17 protein-coding genes are annotated in these 20131 nt (G+C 41.6%); 5 read left to right on the forward strand and 12 right to left on the reverse strand.

Annotated elements, in window-relative coordinates:
* Window positions 1-210 precede the first annotated feature (210 nt).
* The 4 genes from BN3769_RS00065 to lpxD all read left to right on the forward strand — a co-directional run bounded on the left by BN3769_RS00065 (window position 211) and on the right by lpxD (window position 5608).
* On the forward strand, window positions 211-981 hold the full coding sequence (locus BN3769_RS00065; RefSeq protein WP_068466316.1) for a hypothetical protein: 771 nt from the start codon (window positions 211-213) through the stop codon (window positions 979-981).
* A 273-nt stretch (window positions 982-1254) separates the two neighbouring features.
* Entirely contained in the window at window positions 1255-3609 is a 2355-nt protein-coding gene (gene bamA, locus BN3769_RS00070) for an outer membrane protein assembly factor BamA (RefSeq protein WP_079989342.1), read from the forward strand.
* A gap of 108 nt (window positions 3610-3717) precedes the next feature.
* Complete coding sequence (locus BN3769_RS00075; RefSeq protein WP_068466319.1) at window positions 3718-4317, forward strand: OmpH/Skp family outer membrane protein; 600 nt, start codon at window positions 3718-3720, stop codon at window positions 4315-4317.
* 235 nt (window positions 4318-4552) lie between these two features.
* Window positions 4553-5608 carry a UDP-3-O-(3-hydroxymyristoyl)glucosamine N-acyltransferase gene (gene lpxD / locus BN3769_RS00080; protein ID WP_068466322.1) on the forward strand — a complete coding sequence of 352 codons (1056 nt, stop codon included), beginning with the start codon at window positions 4553-4555 and terminating at the stop codon, window positions 5606-5608.
* A 298-nt stretch (window positions 5609-5906) separates the two neighbouring features.
* Here lpxD and BN3769_RS00085 read toward each other — a convergent pair whose 3' ends face one another.
* From BN3769_RS00085 to BN3769_RS00120, 7 genes are all read right to left on the reverse strand, one after another.
* Entirely contained in the window at window positions 5907-7313 is a 1407-nt protein-coding gene (locus BN3769_RS00085; protein ID WP_068466324.1) for a PP2C family serine/threonine-protein phosphatase, read from the reverse strand.
* 380 nt (window positions 7314-7693) lie between these two features.
* On the reverse strand, window positions 7694-8560 hold the full coding sequence (locus tag BN3769_RS00090) for a hypothetical protein (protein WP_195155513.1): 867 nt from the start codon (window positions 8558-8560) through the stop codon (window positions 7694-7696).
* Window positions 8561-8680: 120 nt separating this feature from the next.
* Complete coding sequence (locus tag BN3769_RS00095; RefSeq protein ID WP_068466327.1) at window positions 8681-9991, reverse strand: pyruvate dehydrogenase complex dihydrolipoamide acetyltransferase; 1311 nt, start codon at window positions 9989-9991, stop codon at window positions 8681-8683.
* A gap of 13 nt (window positions 9992-10004) precedes the next feature.
* Window positions 10005-10997, reverse strand: a complete 993-nt coding sequence (locus BN3769_RS00100; RefSeq protein WP_228840570.1) for a pyruvate dehydrogenase complex E1 component subunit beta — start codon at window positions 10995-10997, stop codon at window positions 10005-10007.
* A 38-nt stretch (window positions 10998-11035) separates the two neighbouring features.
* A complete protein-coding gene (pdhA, locus tag BN3769_RS00105) occupies window positions 11036-12052 on the reverse strand; it encodes a pyruvate dehydrogenase (acetyl-transferring) E1 component subunit alpha (RefSeq protein ID WP_068466329.1) in 1017 nt (338 codons plus the stop codon).
* Window positions 12053-12146: 94 nt separating this feature from the next.
* Complete coding sequence (locus BN3769_RS00110) at window positions 12147-12413, reverse strand: hypothetical protein (protein WP_154017752.1); 267 nt, start codon at window positions 12411-12413, stop codon at window positions 12147-12149.
* Between the two features lie 124 nt (window positions 12414-12537).
* Entirely contained in the window at window positions 12538-13803 is a 1266-nt protein-coding gene (locus BN3769_RS00120; RefSeq protein ID WP_068466335.1) for a dicarboxylate/amino acid:cation symporter, read from the reverse strand.
* A 467-nt stretch (window positions 13804-14270) separates the two neighbouring features.
* Between BN3769_RS00120 and BN3769_RS00130 the strand changes: the two genes are divergently transcribed.
* Window positions 14271-15014, forward strand: a complete 744-nt coding sequence (locus BN3769_RS00130) for a TVP38/TMEM64 family protein (RefSeq protein WP_068466339.1) — start codon at window positions 14271-14273, stop codon at window positions 15012-15014.
* Here BN3769_RS00130 and BN3769_RS00135 read toward each other — a convergent pair.
* The 5 genes from BN3769_RS00135 to BN3769_RS00155 are packed head-to-tail and all read right to left on the reverse strand — an operon-like array spanning window position 14992 to window position 20001.
* Window positions 14992-15696 carry a YggS family pyridoxal phosphate-dependent enzyme gene (locus tag BN3769_RS00135; protein WP_068466340.1) on the reverse strand — a complete coding sequence of 235 codons (705 nt, stop codon included), beginning with the start codon at window positions 15694-15696 and terminating at the stop codon, window positions 14992-14994. The two genes, BN3769_RS00130 and BN3769_RS00135, sit on opposite strands and share 23 nt — an antisense overlap.
* Window positions 15693-16205, reverse strand: a complete 513-nt coding sequence (locus tag BN3769_RS00140) for a hypothetical protein (protein ID WP_068466342.1) — start codon at window positions 16203-16205, stop codon at window positions 15693-15695. Before BN3769_RS00140 ends, BN3769_RS00135 begins: the two co-directional genes overlap by 4 nt.
* Before the next feature lie 17 nt (window positions 16206-16222).
* Window positions 16223-17212: a flotillin-like protein FloA gene (gene floA, locus BN3769_RS00145; RefSeq protein WP_195155518.1), complete on the reverse strand. Its 990-nt coding sequence runs from the start codon at window positions 17210-17212 to the stop codon at window positions 16223-16225.
* Window positions 17213-17252: 40 nt separating this feature from the next.
* On the reverse strand, window positions 17253-17726 hold the full coding sequence (locus BN3769_RS00150; protein WP_068466346.1) for an NfeD family protein: 474 nt from the start codon (window positions 17724-17726) through the stop codon (window positions 17253-17255).
* A 16-nt stretch (window positions 17727-17742) separates the two neighbouring features.
* Window positions 17743-20001 carry an NfeD family protein gene (locus BN3769_RS00155; RefSeq protein ID WP_068466348.1) on the reverse strand — a complete coding sequence of 753 codons (2259 nt, stop codon included), beginning with the start codon at window positions 19999-20001 and terminating at the stop codon, window positions 17743-17745.
* Window positions 20002-20131 lie beyond the last annotated feature (130 nt).

Raw genomic sequence — 20131 nt, forward strand, 5'->3', positions numbered from 1 at the left:
TTGGAAGGTATCGAAGATTGAGTAAAGACTATGAATATTATCCCTCAACTTCTGAAGCTTTTATCTATTTGGCAATGTCTAAATTAATGCTAAAACGTTTGACAAACCAAGTTTTTTAACAGGCTCTTAGGAATTCGCAAAATAGAATAAGTTTATTTTTATCAATTTAAAATTTTATTAATTAAATAAGTTAAAAAGGAATGCATGAACATGTCTTTAATAAATTTTATTCCCCCTTTTCCCACTTATATTTCTCCTGCCCTTTCACAAGAAGATTATAAAAACAAAAAAAGAGAAGAAGCGCAGTTATTGGAATCAATCCTTGAATATTTAGCCAATAAGGAACAAAAAGTCCAATCGTCCCGTATGAAAGCCATTCCGGCTCCTTGCGGAAACAAAGCTTTAGAATTGGGGGCTAATTTTTTTTGCAATCTCAAGCAAATTTTTCTAGATACGATTTGCTGCGGATACGGATCTTGCTGGACAGATCCGGACCCCGCCTATCCCACTTATCTTACAGAAAGAGAATATCGCTCTCTAAACGCGGCTAGAATTAATTTAAACCGCAATACATGTGCGCTATTTTGTGTAGGCCCTATGATTTCCTGCGGAGTCCCCTTGGCCATTCATGCCCCTTCTGCTTTGACAATTGGACTGGCCATCCTAAGCGGCATGAGCGGCTTGATGATTACGGGATGCATGACTTACTTTTGGGGCGATTCCGGAGAACGGGAGCTGGAAGCTTTTGAATATTTGCAAACGGGATTTGAAAAGACAGCTGACTATTTAGAAAATAAATGGAAGCAAATGGCAACTCCAGACCGAGAAGAGTATCGCTCTAAAATCGAGCAAATGGCAATGAATTGCGACTATATGATTTTAGGCATGACCAATAGAGGAATCCATGAATCCCATGCACAAAAGATCATTGAACCCTTCGCTGAAGTCCTGAGAAACATTCGCTATAATCAATTAAATTAAAACCATTAAGAGAGGCAAAGAGTTCTTTCTTGTGCCTCTTTTTCCAATTAAAAAATCATAACCATTTAACATTCTAAATCTTAAGCTTAATTTTTAGAAAATCTAGCCATTTGTTAAATGGCTTAACCTTTAATTGACGCTCCCTTCAATCTTTAATTCCCTAGAGTTCTAGTTGCAAAATAGGGCTTTATTTCCTATGATCACTTACCTTTTCTACTTGTATCAATAGTCGAAATAAGGACATCCTTTTTTTTGCCAACGCTGAGGCCAATTATGACTAAGAAGATCTTTTTTGTTTTCCATTTCTTTTGTTTAATTTTCTTTCAATTTGCATCTGCACAAGTTTTACAATATGAGAATCAAACAATTGAAAGTGTGGACATTATTGTTCATACAAGAACGGGCACTATATCCGATAATAATGCTATTGCAACCCGTTTGGGCACTAAACAGGGAGGATTTTTCTCGCAAGCGGATTTTGATGAAGATCTGAAAACCCTTTCTCAAGACTATGACCGAGTGGAGCCAACTATAGAAACTGATGAAGAGCACGTGCATGTAACGATCCATTTATGGCCTAAGCCGACCATTCGCACCATTCATTGGCATGGGAATCACCGCGTCTCTACAAATCGCCTTCAAAAAGAATTGGGTATCGGATGCTTTGCTGTTTACGAACGCCAAGCTTTTAATGAAGCTTTTCATAAGCTAAAAGCTTATTACATTCGCAAAGGTTTTTTTGAAGCGCATTTGGATTATCATGTCGAACTTAACAGTGAAACAAATGAAGTTGATATTACAATCGATATTCATGAAGGGCGCTCGGGAAAAATTCAAGAAATCGAATTTGTCAATTTTACGGATAAAGAGCAGAGCGAAATTCTGCATCAGATGATTACGAAGAAATATAACATCTTTATGAGCTGGTTCACTCAAGAGGGAACTTACAATGAAGATGCCATTCAGCAAGACAAACTCATTATTACGAACTATTTACAAAATGAAGGGTTTGCGGATGCCCAAGTAGATATCACGGTAATGGAATCTTGCAAGACCGATCGCATTATTGTCACGGTTATAGCCGATAAAGGAGAACGCTATTACTTTGGGCGCCTCTCATTTGAGGGCAATCAAGTGATTTGCGATGAAGAGATCGACCGCTTATTCCTCATACGCGATGGCATGCCTTTTTCTTTAGAAGATCTGCGCGATACGCTGGAGCGTTTGACAGATGCCTATGGCCGTATCGGCTATGTCGATGCCTTTATTGATTTTGAACCCGAACTTGTTGAAGGAGAGCATCGCTATAATGTGCATTTTAAGATTGAAGAAGGCGAACAGTTCAGAGTCGGCTTGATCCGCGTATTCGGTAATATTGCAACAAAAACTTCAGTCATTTTGCACGAAACCTTGTTAGTTCCCGGTGAAATTTTTAACGTCCTTAAGCTCAAGGCATCTGAACAAAGATTGATTAACATTGGCTATTTCAAAAATGTCAATGTCTATATCGTAAAAGGCACAGAGTCTTCACTTGGAAGCGACTATCGGGATGTCTATATCGAAGTAGAAGAGACAAATACAGGTCAATTCAGCGCCTTTTTGGGATATAGCAGCACGGAAGAAATTTTCGGGGGAATTAATATCACCGAGCGTAATTTCAATCATGAAGGGTTCTATTATTTCTGGAGAGACGGGCTTCGGGCGCTGAGAGGCGGCGGTGAATATGCACAACTGAGTACGCAAATTGGTCAAAAAAGCCGCAATTATACATTCTCCTGGACAAAGCCATACTTTATGGACTCCAATTGGACGATTGGCTGCGATCTTTCTAAATCAAGCACGCGCTATATCTCTAAAGAGTACGATTTAGAAACAGTCGCGTTAATGTTGCGGGCTCAATACAATGTCAACCAATTCTTGCGCTTGGGAATCCAATACCGCTTAAAAAATGGTAGCGTCAATCTTCATCATGGAGGAAGCCATATCTCTCAATTGGAGCATGATGCCAATATCCATGGCCTTATTTCTGCAATAGGAGCCTCTTTGAGCTATGATTCGACCAACCATCCTATTAAGCCTTCTCAAGGATTTAGATCGAAGTTATTGATCGAATATGCGGGATTGGGAGGAGACCATTCCTTCTTTAGCCTCGGCTACTTAAACAGTTATTACTTAGGAATAGGCAGCCGGATGATATTGAGATATCGGGCTGATTTCCGCTTTATCCAACCGCTTGGCGACACGACTTTTGATTCTTTGCCTTTGGATGAAAGAATTTTCTTAGGCGGCGACTTTAATGTTCGCGGTTATCGTCCTTATCGCCTGGGGCCTCAGTATAAGCATGCGCATGACCATATTCCACGCGGCGGTATTTCTATGCAGCTTTATTCGGTCGAGCTATCCCGTCGCATTACGCAAGATTTTGAACTGTTTGCTTTCTTTGATGCAGGCCATCTCTCGCAAGATACCTGGGAATTTGGCAGAATGAGCGTTGCTGTCGGTTATGGAACACGATTCAAGCTAATTGACAGCGTTCCACCTATTACATTGGGGATGGGCTATCCGCTAAATCCACGCAATCGCAGCGAAGTGAAAAAGTTCTTTCTTTCTTTTGGAGGAAATTTCTAAGATAATTTCTTAAAACATGTTAAACACTGGATGCGAGAGATTTTCTCTCCAGGCTATTATGAGTTTCAAACTATCCTCTTAGCTTATTAAATCAATAAGGAGAACGCTATGAAAAAATTACGTCATTGGTTCCTGGGTCTTGGAACGCTATGGGCTTGTACCTTCGCCCTGTCCTGCTTTGCCCAACAAAATTGGAACCCTTCCTCAGGCCAAGCAATTAAAATTGGCATTGTTAATACAAAGCGCTGTTTAGATGAGTCTAAATTAGGAAAGCAAGAGCAAGCCAATTTTGAGAAAATGAAAAATCAAATGGAATCTATTTTGCAAGATAAAGAACGCGATTTAGAAGAAATTGAAAGCAAGCTAAACGATGATGATTATATGGATAGCATTTCAGAAGATGCAGCTAACGAGCTGAAGCGTAAGAAGCGAACAATCAGACAAGAGGGCATGCAACTGCAAAACCAATATATTCAGACGCTCCAACAAGCCAATATCAAGATCGTTCAAAAATTGACGGATAGTATCAGCAAGGCATCCATACAAGTGGCGCAAGAGCCTATCAATGGCCAAACTTTAGATGTTATTTTTAGCGATGAGGCATGCACGTTCTTTTCTCCTCAATTGGATGTAACAGATCGTATTATTGCTAAAATGAATGCTATTTATGATGCTGAACCAAAAGATAGCCCCAATAAAAAGCGCTAATGCTTAGCAAAGCGCTCTAATAAACCATGGAGATGGATTAAAGTTATTAAGAAATTTAATCCATCTCTCGTCTAATTCCCTTTCCGCCTCAAAATCAATTCACAGCATCTATTAGTGGCATTAAATCCATAAAATCAGAATAATTGATTGAAAAAAATTAATCTAGTTAAAGACATTTTCCGAATTTGGCTTTAACTCAATTCAGTTAACTAACTGAAATTCTTTTAAAGGTTTTATGCGAGAAAAAAAGACTATTCATTTGCAAGAACTAGCCACTTATACTGGCTGCCAGCTTATTGGCAATCCTGACCACGTCATTGAAAATGTAGCAGACTTAGAAAACGCCACATCTGCCGATGCATCCTTCTTATCCAATCTCCGCTATTTGCAAGCCATGAAATCTTCTCAAGCGGGCGTCATTTTTGTCGATGCGCAAGCCCCGATAATTGAAGGAAAGAATTTTCTGATCTCGGAACAGCCTTCACGGGCATTCCAACAGCTTGTCGATCTATTGCATCCTCAAAGATCGCACCCTTCCGGATTTACAGGCATTCACTCTACAGCGGTTATTCATCCGAGCGCAAAAATAGAAGAGAACGTTACGATTTGCCCTCAGGCCATCATTGACGAAGGTGTCCATATAGGGGCCCATTCTTTCATAGGAGCCGGAGTTTATATTGGCCCTCATACACGCATTGGCCAGCATTGTCTCATTCATCCCCGGGTAGTCATTCGCGAAAATTGCCTTCTTGGCGATCGGGTGATCATTCAACCAGGGGCTGTGATTGGCTCATGCGGCTTTGGCTATATCACAGATAAGCAAGGCCGTCATATCAAACTGAATCAAGTGGGCGATGTTTGGATTGAAGATGACGTTGAAATCGGAGCTAATACAACTATTGATCGTGCCCGCTTCAAAAGTACAAAAATTGGGCAAGGCAGCAAGATTGACAATCTTGTGCAGATTGGGCATGGCGCGTGCATAGGACCGCATAATATTATTATTGCGCAAACTGGAATTGCAGGATCGACATCAACCGGAAAACACGTCATTTTGGCCGGACAAGTCGCTGTTGCCGGACATCTTCATCTTGCCGATGGCGTAACCGTTGCAGGAAAGAGCGGAGTTACCAAATCTTTATCTGCTGGCAAATATGGAGGTGTTCCCGCAGCGCCTTTGAATGAATATAACCGCAATCAAGTCTTCCTGCGCAATATTGAAAGGTATGTGGATCAGCTTAAAAAACATGAGGCAAGACTGCAAGCGATAGAAGAAGCTATCGCCACTTGAGCGAAAGCTAAGACTAATTAGCCGCCCTCCGCACGCTCTTTGGCTGTTGGTTAATCTAGAAACATCTTCGGAAGGCAATATAGAGCAACTTTAAAATAAAAGTTACGCTTTCGAATTTTCTCTGCAGTCTTTATGCACTGTGTAGTTTGTATTTATCTGTATAATAGAAAAAGCGTTCAGAATATAAAATCTACAACGCAAACAGAGACTGCAGAGAAAAAGCTAGATATTTTGCTAGTGAACCGGGTTGAGAGCTCAATTAAAGCATGTATCGCTTTATTCCTTCATTTGCAAAAACTCAATTTTTTTCTGTGTAAAGAGCGATTACCGATACGTTATCCGTGCTATTTTTTTTATTTAAAGCATAATCCACGATCAATTGAGCTAGATCAAGTTCCTGATCTTCTAACCAAGGATTTAATACTTGATCGATGAGTTCCCGATCTTTTGCATAATCCCATAAGCCATCACAAGCCATTATAAGTAGATCTCCCTTCTTTAACTCCGCCATTGTCGTTTTTTGCTTTTGAATCACTCCCGGTTTTCCATTCCATTCATTATACTCTTGATCACCAATTGCACGACTGACATTCACACCTTCATTTAAGGTAGGAAACCTTAAAAATTTTGCTCGCATTCGCGGCCAAACTTCAGCGATGAGGTCCTTATTTAAAGCTCGTGCTGCACGAGCTGCATCTTTTTTGCTTGACCAATCTCGGACACAAGAAAGAGGGATTACCTGCCACCCCTTTTCCGTTTTCCGAAAAATTTTAGCTTCGGAATCTCCAAGTGTGCCGGTATAAATGCGATTCGTCTTTTTATCGATAAAGCCAATTACGGCGGTACTTCCCCCAGGAAAGGATTTCTGAATGACTTGTTGATGAATTTGATTGATTATATGAGTGAAAACAGCTCTTAAATCATCCGGAGATTTTGCTTTTTCCAGAGGAAATAACCTTTTACACTGCAAAGCCGCAAATCGCGCAATTTTTCCCTTGTCTCCATGCCCGTCAAATAATCCCATTAAATAGCCATTCTCTACAGGAATAAAGAAATGGGCATCTTCCATGTCTTCGCGTATAGAACCCTTCTCTTCACATTCAAACAACCTGAACGATAAATGAGTTTTGACGGAAGAGAACATATTTTCTTCATCTATGACGCATTCTTCTCTATGTTCTTTAATTGCCTTGCGCAAATTTCTCAGCATGCGCTCTTCTGGACTCTTAGGCGTGCCGGCAGCGTCCTCGCCTCCTTCTTTTATGGACGAATTTGATTCTGAAGAAGCCTGTACATTTATCTCCGATACAGGCAGAGAAATAGGAGGAAGGGGGGATAAATTCTCTATAGGATGACTTGCATTCCTATCCAAACTAGGCACTACAGGCGGAGGTGTAAGGATTCTGCTCGTCTGACTTAAAGGCGTATTTTCCCTAGGCGACCGATCAAAAAGCGATAGGGCCTTATTATAGCTCCATGTGAAAGGGTAAAAAATAATTTTAGCTATCTGACAAATCAAACTAATCAATGGACTTAAGATGGAAGAAAGAGCATCGACAACGACAGTAATTTTATTTCCCCATCCCCCTTCTTGTCCCCTAATTAAAGCAGGCTGCTCGGAAGGATTTATTTCCTGTCTGAGAAGGGGACGTCTGGAAGGGAGCGAAAAAACATACTCCGTTTCATGATTGATTGGCCAGATCATAGCAATTCCTGAAAGTTGAAAATTAACTCCCTATCTGTAGAAAAATCAATATGTATGTCTTAAATCTCAATTCTTCTTGCAACATAGGTTTAGCTCCCTAGAGACCGCCGTCAGATGGCTATTCGAGATTATGCAATCCAGCCTCCTAGTGATTAAATTCTACCCTTTTTGATAAACAAAGACAATTTAAAATATTTTCATAAAATATTTATATTAAAACTTTTGGATTTAAGAAAAGGATTCAGTAATTTCATGAGCGCCTTCTTTTTGCATTTAACTAGCACGAGAAACAGTTCGATGCGCACCCATGAAAATAAACTATTTTTAATATCTTCTAAGCAACCGATTCAATGAATTGAATAGACAAGGTTAAAAAGATCCTAAACAGGAGAAGGAGGAATAATTCCCCTAGGCTGCAAAGAAGGATGAGAATTTGACGAAGGCGTCGTAAAAGAAAGGCTATCCAATCGAAAGAGATAAGCTGTCTCTTCCGCTTGCTTCAATTTATTTTTTAAATTAGTCGTAAACTGAAATTGTGCGAAAGAACTTTTTCCATATTTAACAATCATAAAAATAGAAGTAATGGTACAAACTGAGAGACCCATAAACGTATAAATAGGAGAGCTAATGAAAACAAAGCTGAGAGTTGTAAGAATTCCGGATGCAAGCAGCGTAATTCTTAAATAATAGGAATAGGTAGCTAGGGATTGCTTCTCTTGGATAAGCTTTTGTGCTTGTTGAAAGGCACTTCCCATAATTGTATCATACCCTGGGCGATATGAACTCTTCAAAACCGTCTTCCAAATAAATTTATTGATATTAAGCGTTTCTGTCATCTTTTCAAAAGTTCTAGTATCTTGACCTGAGTGAAAGGCCTGATAGCCGAGAAAAAGCGTGCCTAAACCAATAAATATCGTTTGAATAAAACTAAGAAGCCCTGCCGCAGGTACAACGTCTGCATTAACATTTAAACTTCTTCTATAAGAACGGTGAGTAGGACGAGTGTCTTCATTGCGGCGATAAGGCGCTTCCAATAGATCATTAGCTAGATCTATGACCTCATTTCTAGGATGGCCGTCTGCAAGCCAATTCAAATTGGCTAGAAGACGCATAGTCGCAAGCTCAACTTGATCCGCCTCCATATCTTGTCTGGGCTGCGCCGTTTCATTTACTGCGATCCTTGTCTCACTTATTAAAGAGCAAGAAGGCACTGTTTCTGTCATTGTTGCTCTTAAACAAACTGTCATACTACTTCCTATTATCCAAAAAATTCAAACTAAAATCTATTAAATAAAAATAAATTAAAGATAAAAACATTATTAAGAAAAGATAAACTCTAACACCTTTTAAAATAAAAATCAACATTATTAAATTAATAAAATTCCAGGGTTTTCTAATAAGTTTTTTAATGTTTGAAGAAAAACCGCTGCCTCAACTCCATCGATGACACGATGATCGACAGAAAGTGTCAGGGTCATGGTTTTACCAGGTATGATCTTTCCATTTTGAATAACGGGAACCTCTTGAATTCCTCCGACTGCTAGAATAGCCGATTGAGGAGGATTGAGAATCGCTTGAAAATGAGAGACTCCATACATTCCCAAATTGGAAATTGTAAAAGATCCTCCTTTATATTCCTGCGGTTCCAGCTTTCCCTCTCTGGCTTTTTGAGCCAAGGAGCGAATTTCAACGGAAAGCTCTCCCAAATTTTTAAAATCGGCATGGCGAACAATAGGAGTAATGAGCCCACTTTCCATGCTCACAGCAATGGCAATATCAATTGTTTGGAATTGAATAATCGTTTGATTAGCCGAATTAAATCCTGTATTAATTTTGGGATGTTGCTTCAATGCCAGCGCGCAAGCGCGAACAATAAAATCATTGACCGATACTTTGATTTGGTTATTTTTAAGCTGTTCCCGTAGATCAACAAGAGCATCTGCCAAGATAGTATGCGTCACATAGAAATGAGGGATAAAAGACTTGGATTCCTGAAGCCTTTGCCCAATGACTTTACGCATAGGAGATAAAGGTTGCTCTTCATAGCTTCCGGCAGGCCGTTGAGGGCTCTCACGTCGGCCAAAGTTAACGATACCGGCCGCGGGCTGCGCCTTTTCCAGATCCCGGCTCATAATGCGCCTATTAGGGCCTGTGCCTTTAATCGTTGTCAGGTCTAATCCTTTTTCTTTAGCGAGTTTTTTTGCCAAAGGAGAAGCTAAAATGCGCTTTTCCAATGTTTCTGTAGGAAATTCAAAGGTATAATTTTCTAAAGGGGGCTCCGGAGTAAAAACTGGTTGCTGTAAGGCCGCTCCTTTACGCTTTTCAGGCTCTTCCGCTTTTCCCTCTACTTTCTGTCCTTCAGATACACTTTCTTTCTTCGGCTCTTCAGCAGATTCGGACGGCAATTGCGGCGGCTGATAGCCTTCAAAGCTCTCTTTTTCATCTGCGGTTAAAACAGCGATTGCTTGGTTAACCACCGCTTCTTGTCCTTCATTGACAAGGATTTGACGAAGCCAGCCTTCATCTAGCGCATTATGTTCAACTGTTGCCTTATCGGTGGCAACTTCGAATAAAAGGTCGCCCGGTTGAATAAAATCGCCTACTTTTTTATGCCATTTAACAATCGTTCCTTCTTCCATTGTGGGAGACAGTTTTGGCATCGTCAGTGCAAAAGGCATAAAATATAATCTCCTAATTTTTATTCAGGGCTTTATAAACAGCTGCGAGTATTCTTTCAACGTTTGGCAACGTTTCTCTTTCTAACACTTTGGAATAAGGCATGGGTGTCTCTCGTTGGCAAACCCGCTCTAAAGGGGCATCCAAGTAGTCAAAACAATGCTCCATGATTTGAAATCCGACTTCGGCAGCAATACCTGCAAAGATATGCCCTTCCTCCACAATGACGCAGCGATTGGTCTTTCGAATAGATGTCGCAATTGTCGCAATATCAAGAGGTTTAATCGTGCGCAAATCTATTAATTCGGCTTTGATTCCCTTTTTAGCCAATTCCTTGGCAACTTCTTTGCAAACATTGACCATGCGGCTATGAGAAATGATAGTAATATCTTGGCCGGGAACAACCACTTGGGCTTTCCCAATAGGAACAAGATATTCACTCGTTGGGATTTCCATTTTATCGCCATAAGACAATTCCGACTCTAAGAATAAGACCGGATTATTATTGCGAATAGCTGACTTTAAAAGCCCTTTGGCATCATAGGGGTTGCTGGGAGCGATCACATACCAACCGGGCAAATTTCCATATATAGCCTCTACGCAATGCGAGTGCTGGCTAGATACTTGTGCCGCAGCGCCATTTGGTCCTCTAAAAACAATGGGAACGGAAAACCGATTGCCTGACATGTAATACATTTTAATCGCATTGGAAATCAATTGATCGGCTGCAACAAAGGAAAAATTAAAACTCATAAATTCAACGATAGGACGAAGCCCTGTCATCGCAGCTCCAACGCAAAGACCGGCGAATCCCAACTCTGAAATAGGCGTATCTACAATGCGCTTGGGGCCCCATTTCGCTAGCATTCCTTTTGTGACTTTATAGGCGCCATTATATTCGCCCACTTCTTCGCCCATGACAAAAACTTTTGAATCGCGCTCCATCTCTTCATCAATGGCTTGGCGAAGCGCCTCTCTCATTTCCACGACTTGTGTTCCGTTAGCCACGTGTCTACCTCTTCTATCAATGATTTAATAAGTCTTTATTAAGGAGCGAAAACATCTTCTTCCAACGTCTGCGGATCTGGCCACGGGCTATTATCCGCAAAATGCATGGCCTCTATCACTATTTCGCGAATCTCTTTATCCATTTGCTTTACTTGCTCCTCGCTTATCATTCCTTCCTCTATCAAGGTCGCCTGCATGATCTGGATAGGATCGCGGATCATCACTTCTTTAAGCTGATCTTTGGAGCGGTAAAGGCCCGGATCAGAAATAGAGTGCCCTTTAAAACGCTGGGTCACGACTTCTACCAAGACGGGACGCTGCGTCTCTAAGACTTCATGAAAAAGATGGGAAAATCCCCCATAACAATTAAAAAAGTCCATTCCATCGAATGTATATCCCTTCATATTATATCCGGGAGCTTTATCTTCAGCTAAATGCGATACGCTAACAGCCTTTTGAACCGCCGTCCCCATCCCCCACTGATTATTTTCAATGACATAAATACAAGGAAGATCCCATAGAGACGCTAAATTTAAAGACTCATGGAAAGCCCCTTGCGGCACAGCCCCATCTCCCATAAAGCAGATCGACACTTCATCCTTATTTCCCTCGTATTTCAAAGTAAAGGCAGCACCCGTTGCAATTGGAACCTGACCGGTCACAATTCCAAAACCGCCAAGCAAACGCTCTGTGAAAAAGTGCATCGATCCCCCGCGCCCTCTGGCATTTCCAGTTGCCCGCCCGTAAAGCTCGGCCATCAATTCATTAGGAGACGCTCCCAATAAAAGGGCTAAGGCATGAACACGATAAGAAGTCGCATACCAATTATTTGGTCCAAGAGCCTGCACGGCTGCTGTTTGAATAGCTTCCTGCCCTACATAGGCATGAAAAAAGCCGCCAATTTTCCCCTGCTGATAGGCCGCTTCAGCGCGCAGTTCGAAATTGCGGATCAGCAGCATTTTACGTAAGCAGTCAATCAGCTGCTGCGAGCCTAATTGTTTAATAACAGCCGCGCGATCGGCTGAAAAGAATTGAGGCGAAGCACACGTATCCATTCTTTTCCTTGTAGTTTAGGTATAACTTTTAACTTTTTGCAAAACATCTTAACAGATCGGGGGAAAAAAATAAAAACCAGAATGATTACTTCTATTAAATAGCAGATATTTTTAAATTAAGATAGCTGTTTAGAGACTGTCGTCGAATTGCTAATTGTCTATCTCCAAGATTATCTTCTCCCATCTTCGGACCTCCGCCTAGGAGAAAAGAATTCAAATCTAGGCCGTTAGCAGCTTTAGGAGGGTTCGCCACCCATAAGAGCGGTTCTTGAAAAGAAGGGCTTGACATCACCTGCAGCCGCCTTAAACTGCGCCACTCGCGCAGCTCGTTTAGTCGCAGGTCTTTTTTTATACATGTCATTTAAATTTGAATTTAACACACCCTTTAATCAAAATATTTTTCAAATCTATCCTTCTCATTCAAATATCCCAGCGGAAACAATTGCGCCCTTTCCCAAATAGAAAGGGCTTGAAATCAAATTCAATTAAATGATTGCACTCACTTGATGCTCGGCCTGATGGACTTGTTTTTGGGAAGAACTCTCCAGTCCAACCTCTTGATTGACAACCGCTGCAACACAGGAGTCCGACCAAACATTAATGGCGCTCTCTAGCATATCAATCAAAGTATAAAACGGTAAAATAATCCCTAAAATATTTAAAGGAACGTTCATAGCCGCCAAAAAGGCGCTTGCTAAAAAGTAGCATCCCATCGGAACCCCTGCATTGCCGATTGCCGCAACCGTAGCTAAAATAACCCACAGTCCCATTTCTGCTGCCGTATAGCTGACCCCTTGGCTCATAGAAACAAAAAGGACTGTAATCAAAATAAAAGCCGCGCAAGCATTCATATTAATTGTCGTGCAAAGCGGAAGAGTAAAACTGGCCACTTTCCTAGAAATACCAACATTTTCTTCTGCGCAACGCATCGCCATGGGAAGGGCCGCAGCAGAGGACTTTGTAAAAAACGCAACGGATAACGCCGGCAACATTCCTTTGGCCATTTTAACAGGCGATATTCCCTTTAATTTCAGCATAGTAGGGAGAACAATAAATGCCTGGATGACATTAGCCGCTATTACGCAGGTTAAATATAAAGCTAAGCTTTTTACGTCCAGCCCTTGACTGAGGTCACGCATAAATAGGACGACGAATGCCCAAATCGCCACCGGCATAATCAAAATAATCCAGCGCGTAATGGCAATAATGGCAGCATAGATGCTAGAGAAGAAGGAATGCAGCACCGAGCGATGCTGAGAGGGAAGAGAGACGATAGCGAAGCTCAGTAAGATAGCGAGAAACAAGACGCCAATGACATTATTTTCGCTAAAAGGCTGAATAATATTGGATGGAACAATTTGAATAAAAAAAGAGAGATAGCTCGCCTGAGAAGGCGAAGATTCTGCAGCAGCCGGCGAAGCCAAGATTTGTCCTCTGACAGGATCAATGCCAATAAATAATCCCAAGGCGATTGTCGCTGCAAGGAGAGTGGTCAAAAGAGTATATTTAACAACCTTTTGGCCCAACCACTTAATTTCTTGAATATTCTCCATGCCGGATGCAGTTGAAACAATGGAAAGAAAAATAATGGGCAAACTGACTAGCTTCAAAAGATTAATGAATAATTGCGAAACAGTTTCTGCCACTTGAATAATCATCGCCTGCTGAAGACAACCACACAAGACACCCAGAAAAATTGCAATAGCAAAAAAAATAGTAGGGTTAATTTTGCGTTTAACCTGGGTGCACATCGCGAACCTCCGATAAATGATAATAAGCTTATAAACCTAAGAGTTTATATGTTTTAGTTTAGGTTTTTATTTTTATCAATAAAAACCTGGAAATTCGAGCCAATGTAAAAAAATTTCTTTAAATAAAGAATTAACTTGTGCTAGTTATTAATCATCATTCATCGGATCAATCTTTTTCACATAGAGCCTGCTTTTTGGATCGATAAGCCTTGACTGTGAAAATCAATAAGGAATTCCTCGAAGATTTACCTTTCGCAGGAGAGTGCACAAGGAATGCTTTATGAGAGAACAAGAAAAGCAAGTGAAGTTATTCGTTAATTTGCCTCGGAGTTGCTTTTTTTCCTCTTTCGTTCGCTTGATTTCCTTTTCACCAGCTTTTGACTTAATAGTCAGGCAAACCTGTCCTAAGCAGCGCTTACTTGACACCCTTTTAAGTTTTTTGCAGATCTGCATGGACGACTATTAATATGTGGAAAAAATGCAGACGCTATATTCCCATCTCCCTCATTTTTCTCCTCATGATCTTAGCTTATCTAGCTCTCTTAGCAAATGTCATCGGCTGGGAAGATCTTAAAAAAGTTGAGCAAATTCTCAGCACCTATACATTTAAATATCCGCTCCTTGTCACCTTTCTCTTTATGAGCATATATATTCTGTATGTTGTATTAGCCCTGCCCGGTCCCTTTGTCCTTTCCATTTTAGCCGGCTGCTTGTTCCCCCAGCCATTCAGCACTTTATATGTCATTATATCCGCGACAATCGGCGCCTCCCTTCTCTTTTTAGCCGCACGGACGTCTTTTAGGGAGCATTTTTACCGCCTGGCAGGCCCCCTGCTTAAAAAAGTAGAAAAAGGGCTTCAAGAAGATGCAGCCAGCTACCTCATTTTTTTAAGGCTCGTTCCTTTTTTTCCTTTATGGTTCACCAATACAGTTCCGGCACTTTTTGGTATCCCTTATCGCACATTCTTATGGACCACGGTGGCAGGGCTTCTTCCCGGCATATTTATTTTCACCGAAGCAGGAAGAGCTCTTACAACCATGTTGGACGATCAAGGTTCCTTAACAGTTGATCGTTTTTTCAATCTTCCTCTTAGATTGGCGATGACAGGCGTGGCTATTTTATTCATCCTTCCGACAATAACCAAAAAATTCAAGTCGAGACGCAGAAAGCAAAAAGAGACTTACCAAGCTAGATACGAGAGCCAAAAATAGCTGTCCCTATACGGACCAAAGTTGCCCCTTCTTGGATGGCGATGCCATAATCATGGGACATTCCCATAGATAAATGGCGAAAAATTTGGGGCTCCCGCATCTTCTCTTTCCAATTTTCGCGTAGCTGATAGAGTTGTCTGAAACAAGCACGAACCGCCTTTTCATCTTCAGTAAAAGGCGCTATCGTCATTAGGCCTTCAATTCTTAAAGAAGCGAATTGGACAAGAGAGCTTAAAGAGGCCTGCCATTGTTCAGCTGTCAGGCCATGTTTCGATGCTTCCAATGAGGTATTCACCTGCAGCAGAACCGCGACTACTTTGTTGAATTTTTGGGCCACTTGGTTGATTTTCTGCGCCAGCTCCAAGCTATCGACTGAATGAATTAAGCAAAACGGAGCGTCCAGCGCCTTATTGACTTTATTGCTTTGCAAAGTTCCAATCAAATGCCATTGACTATCAGTGGGCAATTGAGGCATTTTCATTAATGCCTCTTGCAAGCGATTTTCTCCGAACTGCCGGCAACCAGCCTCGTAAGCCTCCTGAATGGCAGAAAGAGGCTGCGTTTTTGTCACTGCAATGAGGGAAATTTCTTCTGGCCGGCGCCCGCATTTTAGAGCTTTCTCTTGAATATCTTCTTGAATAAAACGGTAGCGTTCGGCAATAGAAGAAAAAGGCAAGGTCATTCCCAAGGCCTCAAGCTTTTGGGTTTATCTAAAATTTCTTTTAAAATAACCATTTGGTTTTTATGCGTTAAGCGATCTAGCGCTTTTCCGGCACGCGAGCGGCCGCTAGAGAGCGTTTCCTTTGTAAGTTGGGGGCGCTCTTCGTGGCGAGAGAATTGAGTCGTTAAAGAATGGCTTTCTAAGTTGCTAGAGATTTTTCTTTTTTCGATCTGGCTTGTTAATTGATAATTTTCCAGGCTTAAGGAAGCCTTCTTCTTCTCTTTCTTAATTTTCTTTTGCTCAATAGGAGGAAGCGGAGGAGGCACCGGCTTTTTTGGAGCCTCTCTCTGCTGTTTTTCTTTTTCCAATGTCTTTAAAAATTCGTTCAATAGATCCCCTTGCATCGTATCTTCTCCGCTTGGCATCGGCTGTTGAGCAGCCTCTTCCTTCTGCTTGGGTCGATTCTTCCCAATTAGATATAGAAGGGAAAGAAAGCTGATAATATAGCCGATGATTTCTGGACCAGACATGTGCGCTTCTCCTTAATTTATCCTTGCTTAGCTTCGCCTTCAGGCTTTGCTAAAGCATTGCGCATATCGGTATCGGCTTGAATATTTTGGATGCGTTGATAATCCATGATGCCTAATTTACCGCTTCTAAATGCCTCAGCCATTGCTAGAGGAACGGCCGCCTGCGCTTCAACCAATTTAGCCTCCATATCTCTAACCTTTGCCAAGTTCTCCTGTTCCATAGCAACAGCCATCGTCCGGCGTTTTTCTGCTTCCGCTTTAGCAATTCGAATATCCGATTCTGCTTGGTCTGTACGCAACCTTGCTCCAATATTTTCACCTAAATTGATTTCAACAATATCAATGGAAAGAATCAAGAAAGCTGTCGAAGAGTCTAGCCCTTTTTCTAAAACCAACTTAGAGATCCGCTGAGGAGACTCCAATACTTGCTTATGCGTATCCGATCCGCCAATAGCACTGACGATCCCCTCTCCGACACGAGCGACAATCGTCTCTTCTGTGGCGCCTCCGACTAACTGGGCAATATTCGTTCTTACCGTTACACGGGCCCGGCAATTAAGCTGAATTCCATCTTTTGCCACTCCTGTGATATAGCCTCCATGGCTTGGACAATCGATCACGCGAGGATTAACAGATGTCTGAACAGCATCTTTAATGTCCCGGCCGGCCAAGTCAATGGCTGTCGCACGCCTCCAATCCAATGGAATATTAGCTTTATCTGCTGCAATCATGGCTTCAACGACATTGGTGATGTGTCCGCCTGCTAAATAATGCGTTTCCAAATCTGCTACGCTGATTTGTTTTAAGCCGGCTTTGAACAAATTAATGCGCGCATTGACGATGATGCGAGGGGGAATTTTGCGCAGGCTCATTCCAATAATATTAAATAAAGGAATGGGCGTGCCGGACACAAACGCTTGAAACCACAAACTAAGAAATTTGCCTAGGATGCTTAAAATAATAATGAGGACAATGGCGATGGCAAACACAAGAAAATAAAATTCCATGCTCACATTATTAGCCGCAGCTTGCAATAAAACCGTCATATTAAGATTCCTTTTTGCTTAATTGGACAAGAAGACTTTCTTCTTGCCCGGAAATGACTAATACTTTTTCTCCCTTGGGAATATATCCAGTCACCGAAATAGCTTGATGCTGCTTCCCTTCTATCAAAACATATCCGCCCGGTTTTAAATCAGATAAGACTATTCCAATTTTACCGATCGCATCCTTGTCATAGCTCGACGCTTGATAGCCTTCCTGATCCTTATGCAGATAAATGCTATATTCCGGCTTAGCATGCTTAATGCGCCAAATGGCAAAACGGATGAGAAGGCCGATACTGACTGCTACGCCAAAGACAAACAGCGTAATGGCAATCGCTGAATTTGTTTGAGAAGCAAAAAGCACAATACTGGTCAGGACGAACACGCTTCCTATAATGCCCATAATAGCGCCCGGAAGGTAAAATTCAATTAAAATGAGAAAAAGGCCGATCAGGAGAAAAATAAAGGGCATCATAAGTATTTATTCCCATTTATACCACATTGCGATTGACGAAAATAGCGCTTCCTTCTAGACGGACGACAATGACCTGTTCCCCTGCCTCAATAAATCCGCCGGCACTAATGGCATCATAGACTTTATCTTTAATCAAAATTTTCCCCGTTGGACGCAGAGTCGCCAGAACAGTTCCGGCCTCTCCAGGCTGCGGAAGAAATTGATCGCTTTCTCCTGCTATAAAGCCTTTGGCGGCATCTTGCTCATGTCCGGCTAAGACAAAGCGGTTAAATCCGGAGAAAGCGGGTAAGACGTAACGGGCTAAAAAAGCAATTATCATCATACTTAGAATCAGGGATCCGCATAGCCAAGCAAGCCGCTCCATAAAATACTGGCCAGCCGCGTTTAATGTTTTTGTATCGTATTCGAAGCTGACCGAATGGATATCGGGAAGCAACATGCCGAATAATCCCGCAATAAAAAGAATCAATCCCACAATCCCTAACAAGCCAAAAGTGGGCAAGACAAATAATTCAGCCAAGAGCAGGACTATTCCCGTTAACAAAAGGATGAGCTCAAGCCAATTGGCAATTTCTAAAGAAAAGCTTGATAGAATAATCAAAAATAGGCAGATAGCCGCAATCGATCCCGGAAGGCTTAAGCCGGGATTATTGAGCTCAATATACCCGCCAATGATCAATCCCATAAAAAGCAAAGAGGAGACAAGAGGAGTCGCTAGAAAAACAAAAAAATGCGTCTTCCAATCCATTTGATACGCCTGGACGGTCGTTTGAGGAATTTTGGAGAAAAAGGGTGTTTGAAAAAGCAGCATTTTCTTAGCAGGCCAGCGCCCTGATGCCTTTTCTTCACCCGTAATAGCCTCTATTTTTTGAGGGGGAAGCATAAGATCTGCAACACCATATTCTAGCATTTGCTCTGCGTTAAGCGTTAACAACTTTCCTTTCGGCGAAATAACCTTATCGGGATCGGGGCCTGTCAGTTTGATTTGGTTATCATTATTCAATTGAACAACTTTTCCATGCCGCAAGACTAAAATCATGTCCTTGTCCACCATTGCCTCGGCAATCAAGGGATCGCGATCAAAAAAAGCTGCGCGGTTAGCGAAATCCGCACGCAAAGCGGAATTGACTTTTTCCGATGCCGTCTCCATTTTGCCGCCTTCCCCGGCGTAAACAGGCTCTGCCGCTCCCATGCTTCCATCTTTGACCGTTGCAATAAAGCGGCAGGAATAAGCCAACATAGCACCGGCTGAAATGGCCCAATTATTAATGAAAGCAACAATGGGGATATTATATTGAGTGTCCATCTCTTTGAGCGCATCAGAGATTTTTTGAGCGGCAAAAACCTCTCCACCCGGCGTATTGAGCTCTAAAATGATAAAAATGGGCTTAACGGTCTTATAATAGTCCAATGCTTGTTTTACATAGAGCCACGTCGATTGATTGATTGCATTCTCATGATCTCCAATATAAATATAACCGATTGAATTGCCTTCCCCTGTTTGAAAATGGATATGCTGTCGAAGCTTTTCTTCGACCGATTGCGCCGATAATTGCAAAGACGCTTCTCCCTCTGACGCTTTTTCTACATTGATCAGATGATACCGCTCTTCAAATTCTTTTTTTGGCAAAATGGCTTGAATCAACCCCATTTCCTTGAGCTGGTTTTGATTGACTACTAATGTCTGACCAGGAGCAGAAATGGCATTTTGATTGGTCTCTTTCGCATTTTTTGCAATCTTCCATCCTCCCTCATTCACAACCTGAAAGGAGGGATCCGCCATCGCGTCAGCCAATACATAAAGTAAAGAGGCATGCGGATTTTGATCATCGATCAAGCTGCGTACGCGATTGCGCAATAGATTGCTCGGAATTGTATTTTCCGATCCAAGAGGAATATCTCCCCAAGACACAAATAGAGACGCATACAGCTCATCGGCAAGAAAGGGAATGATGGCGGCTGGGCCAACGGCATTGTCATTCAGATAAACAATGACTTTTAAACGATTGAGCGTTTTCAGTTCATAGAGGGCTTTGGCTAACTCCAAGGCTTGCGCCAAATCTCCTGATGAAGAATTGATTTCTATTACAAGCGTTTGAGGCCGAGAAAGATTAATTTTCTCTAAAGTTTTTTTAGCCTCAAGGATGGATTCCTTAGATAAATGACCTGTTAAGACCATGGCCGCCGGTAAAGGTTCAGCAGCTTCTCCTTTGCCCTTAAGAAGACAAGCAAAGAAGACAAGCAGAAGAATATATTTATTTAAATGTGCAGCCATTTTCTTATAATTGAATGATTAATTATCTTACTGCTTTTAGCATAAAATAGAATTAAAACAAACTCATTGCCAAAAGAATCAGTCGTACAGCGGAAGGAGCAAAAAGATCGATATTGTTTGATAAACGTAC

Origin of the sequence: Candidatus Protochlamydia phocaeensis, assembly GCF_001545115.1 — a bacterium.
Classification (GTDB): Bacteria; Chlamydiota; Chlamydiia; order Chlamydiales; family Parachlamydiaceae; genus Protochlamydia_A; species Protochlamydia_A phocaeensis.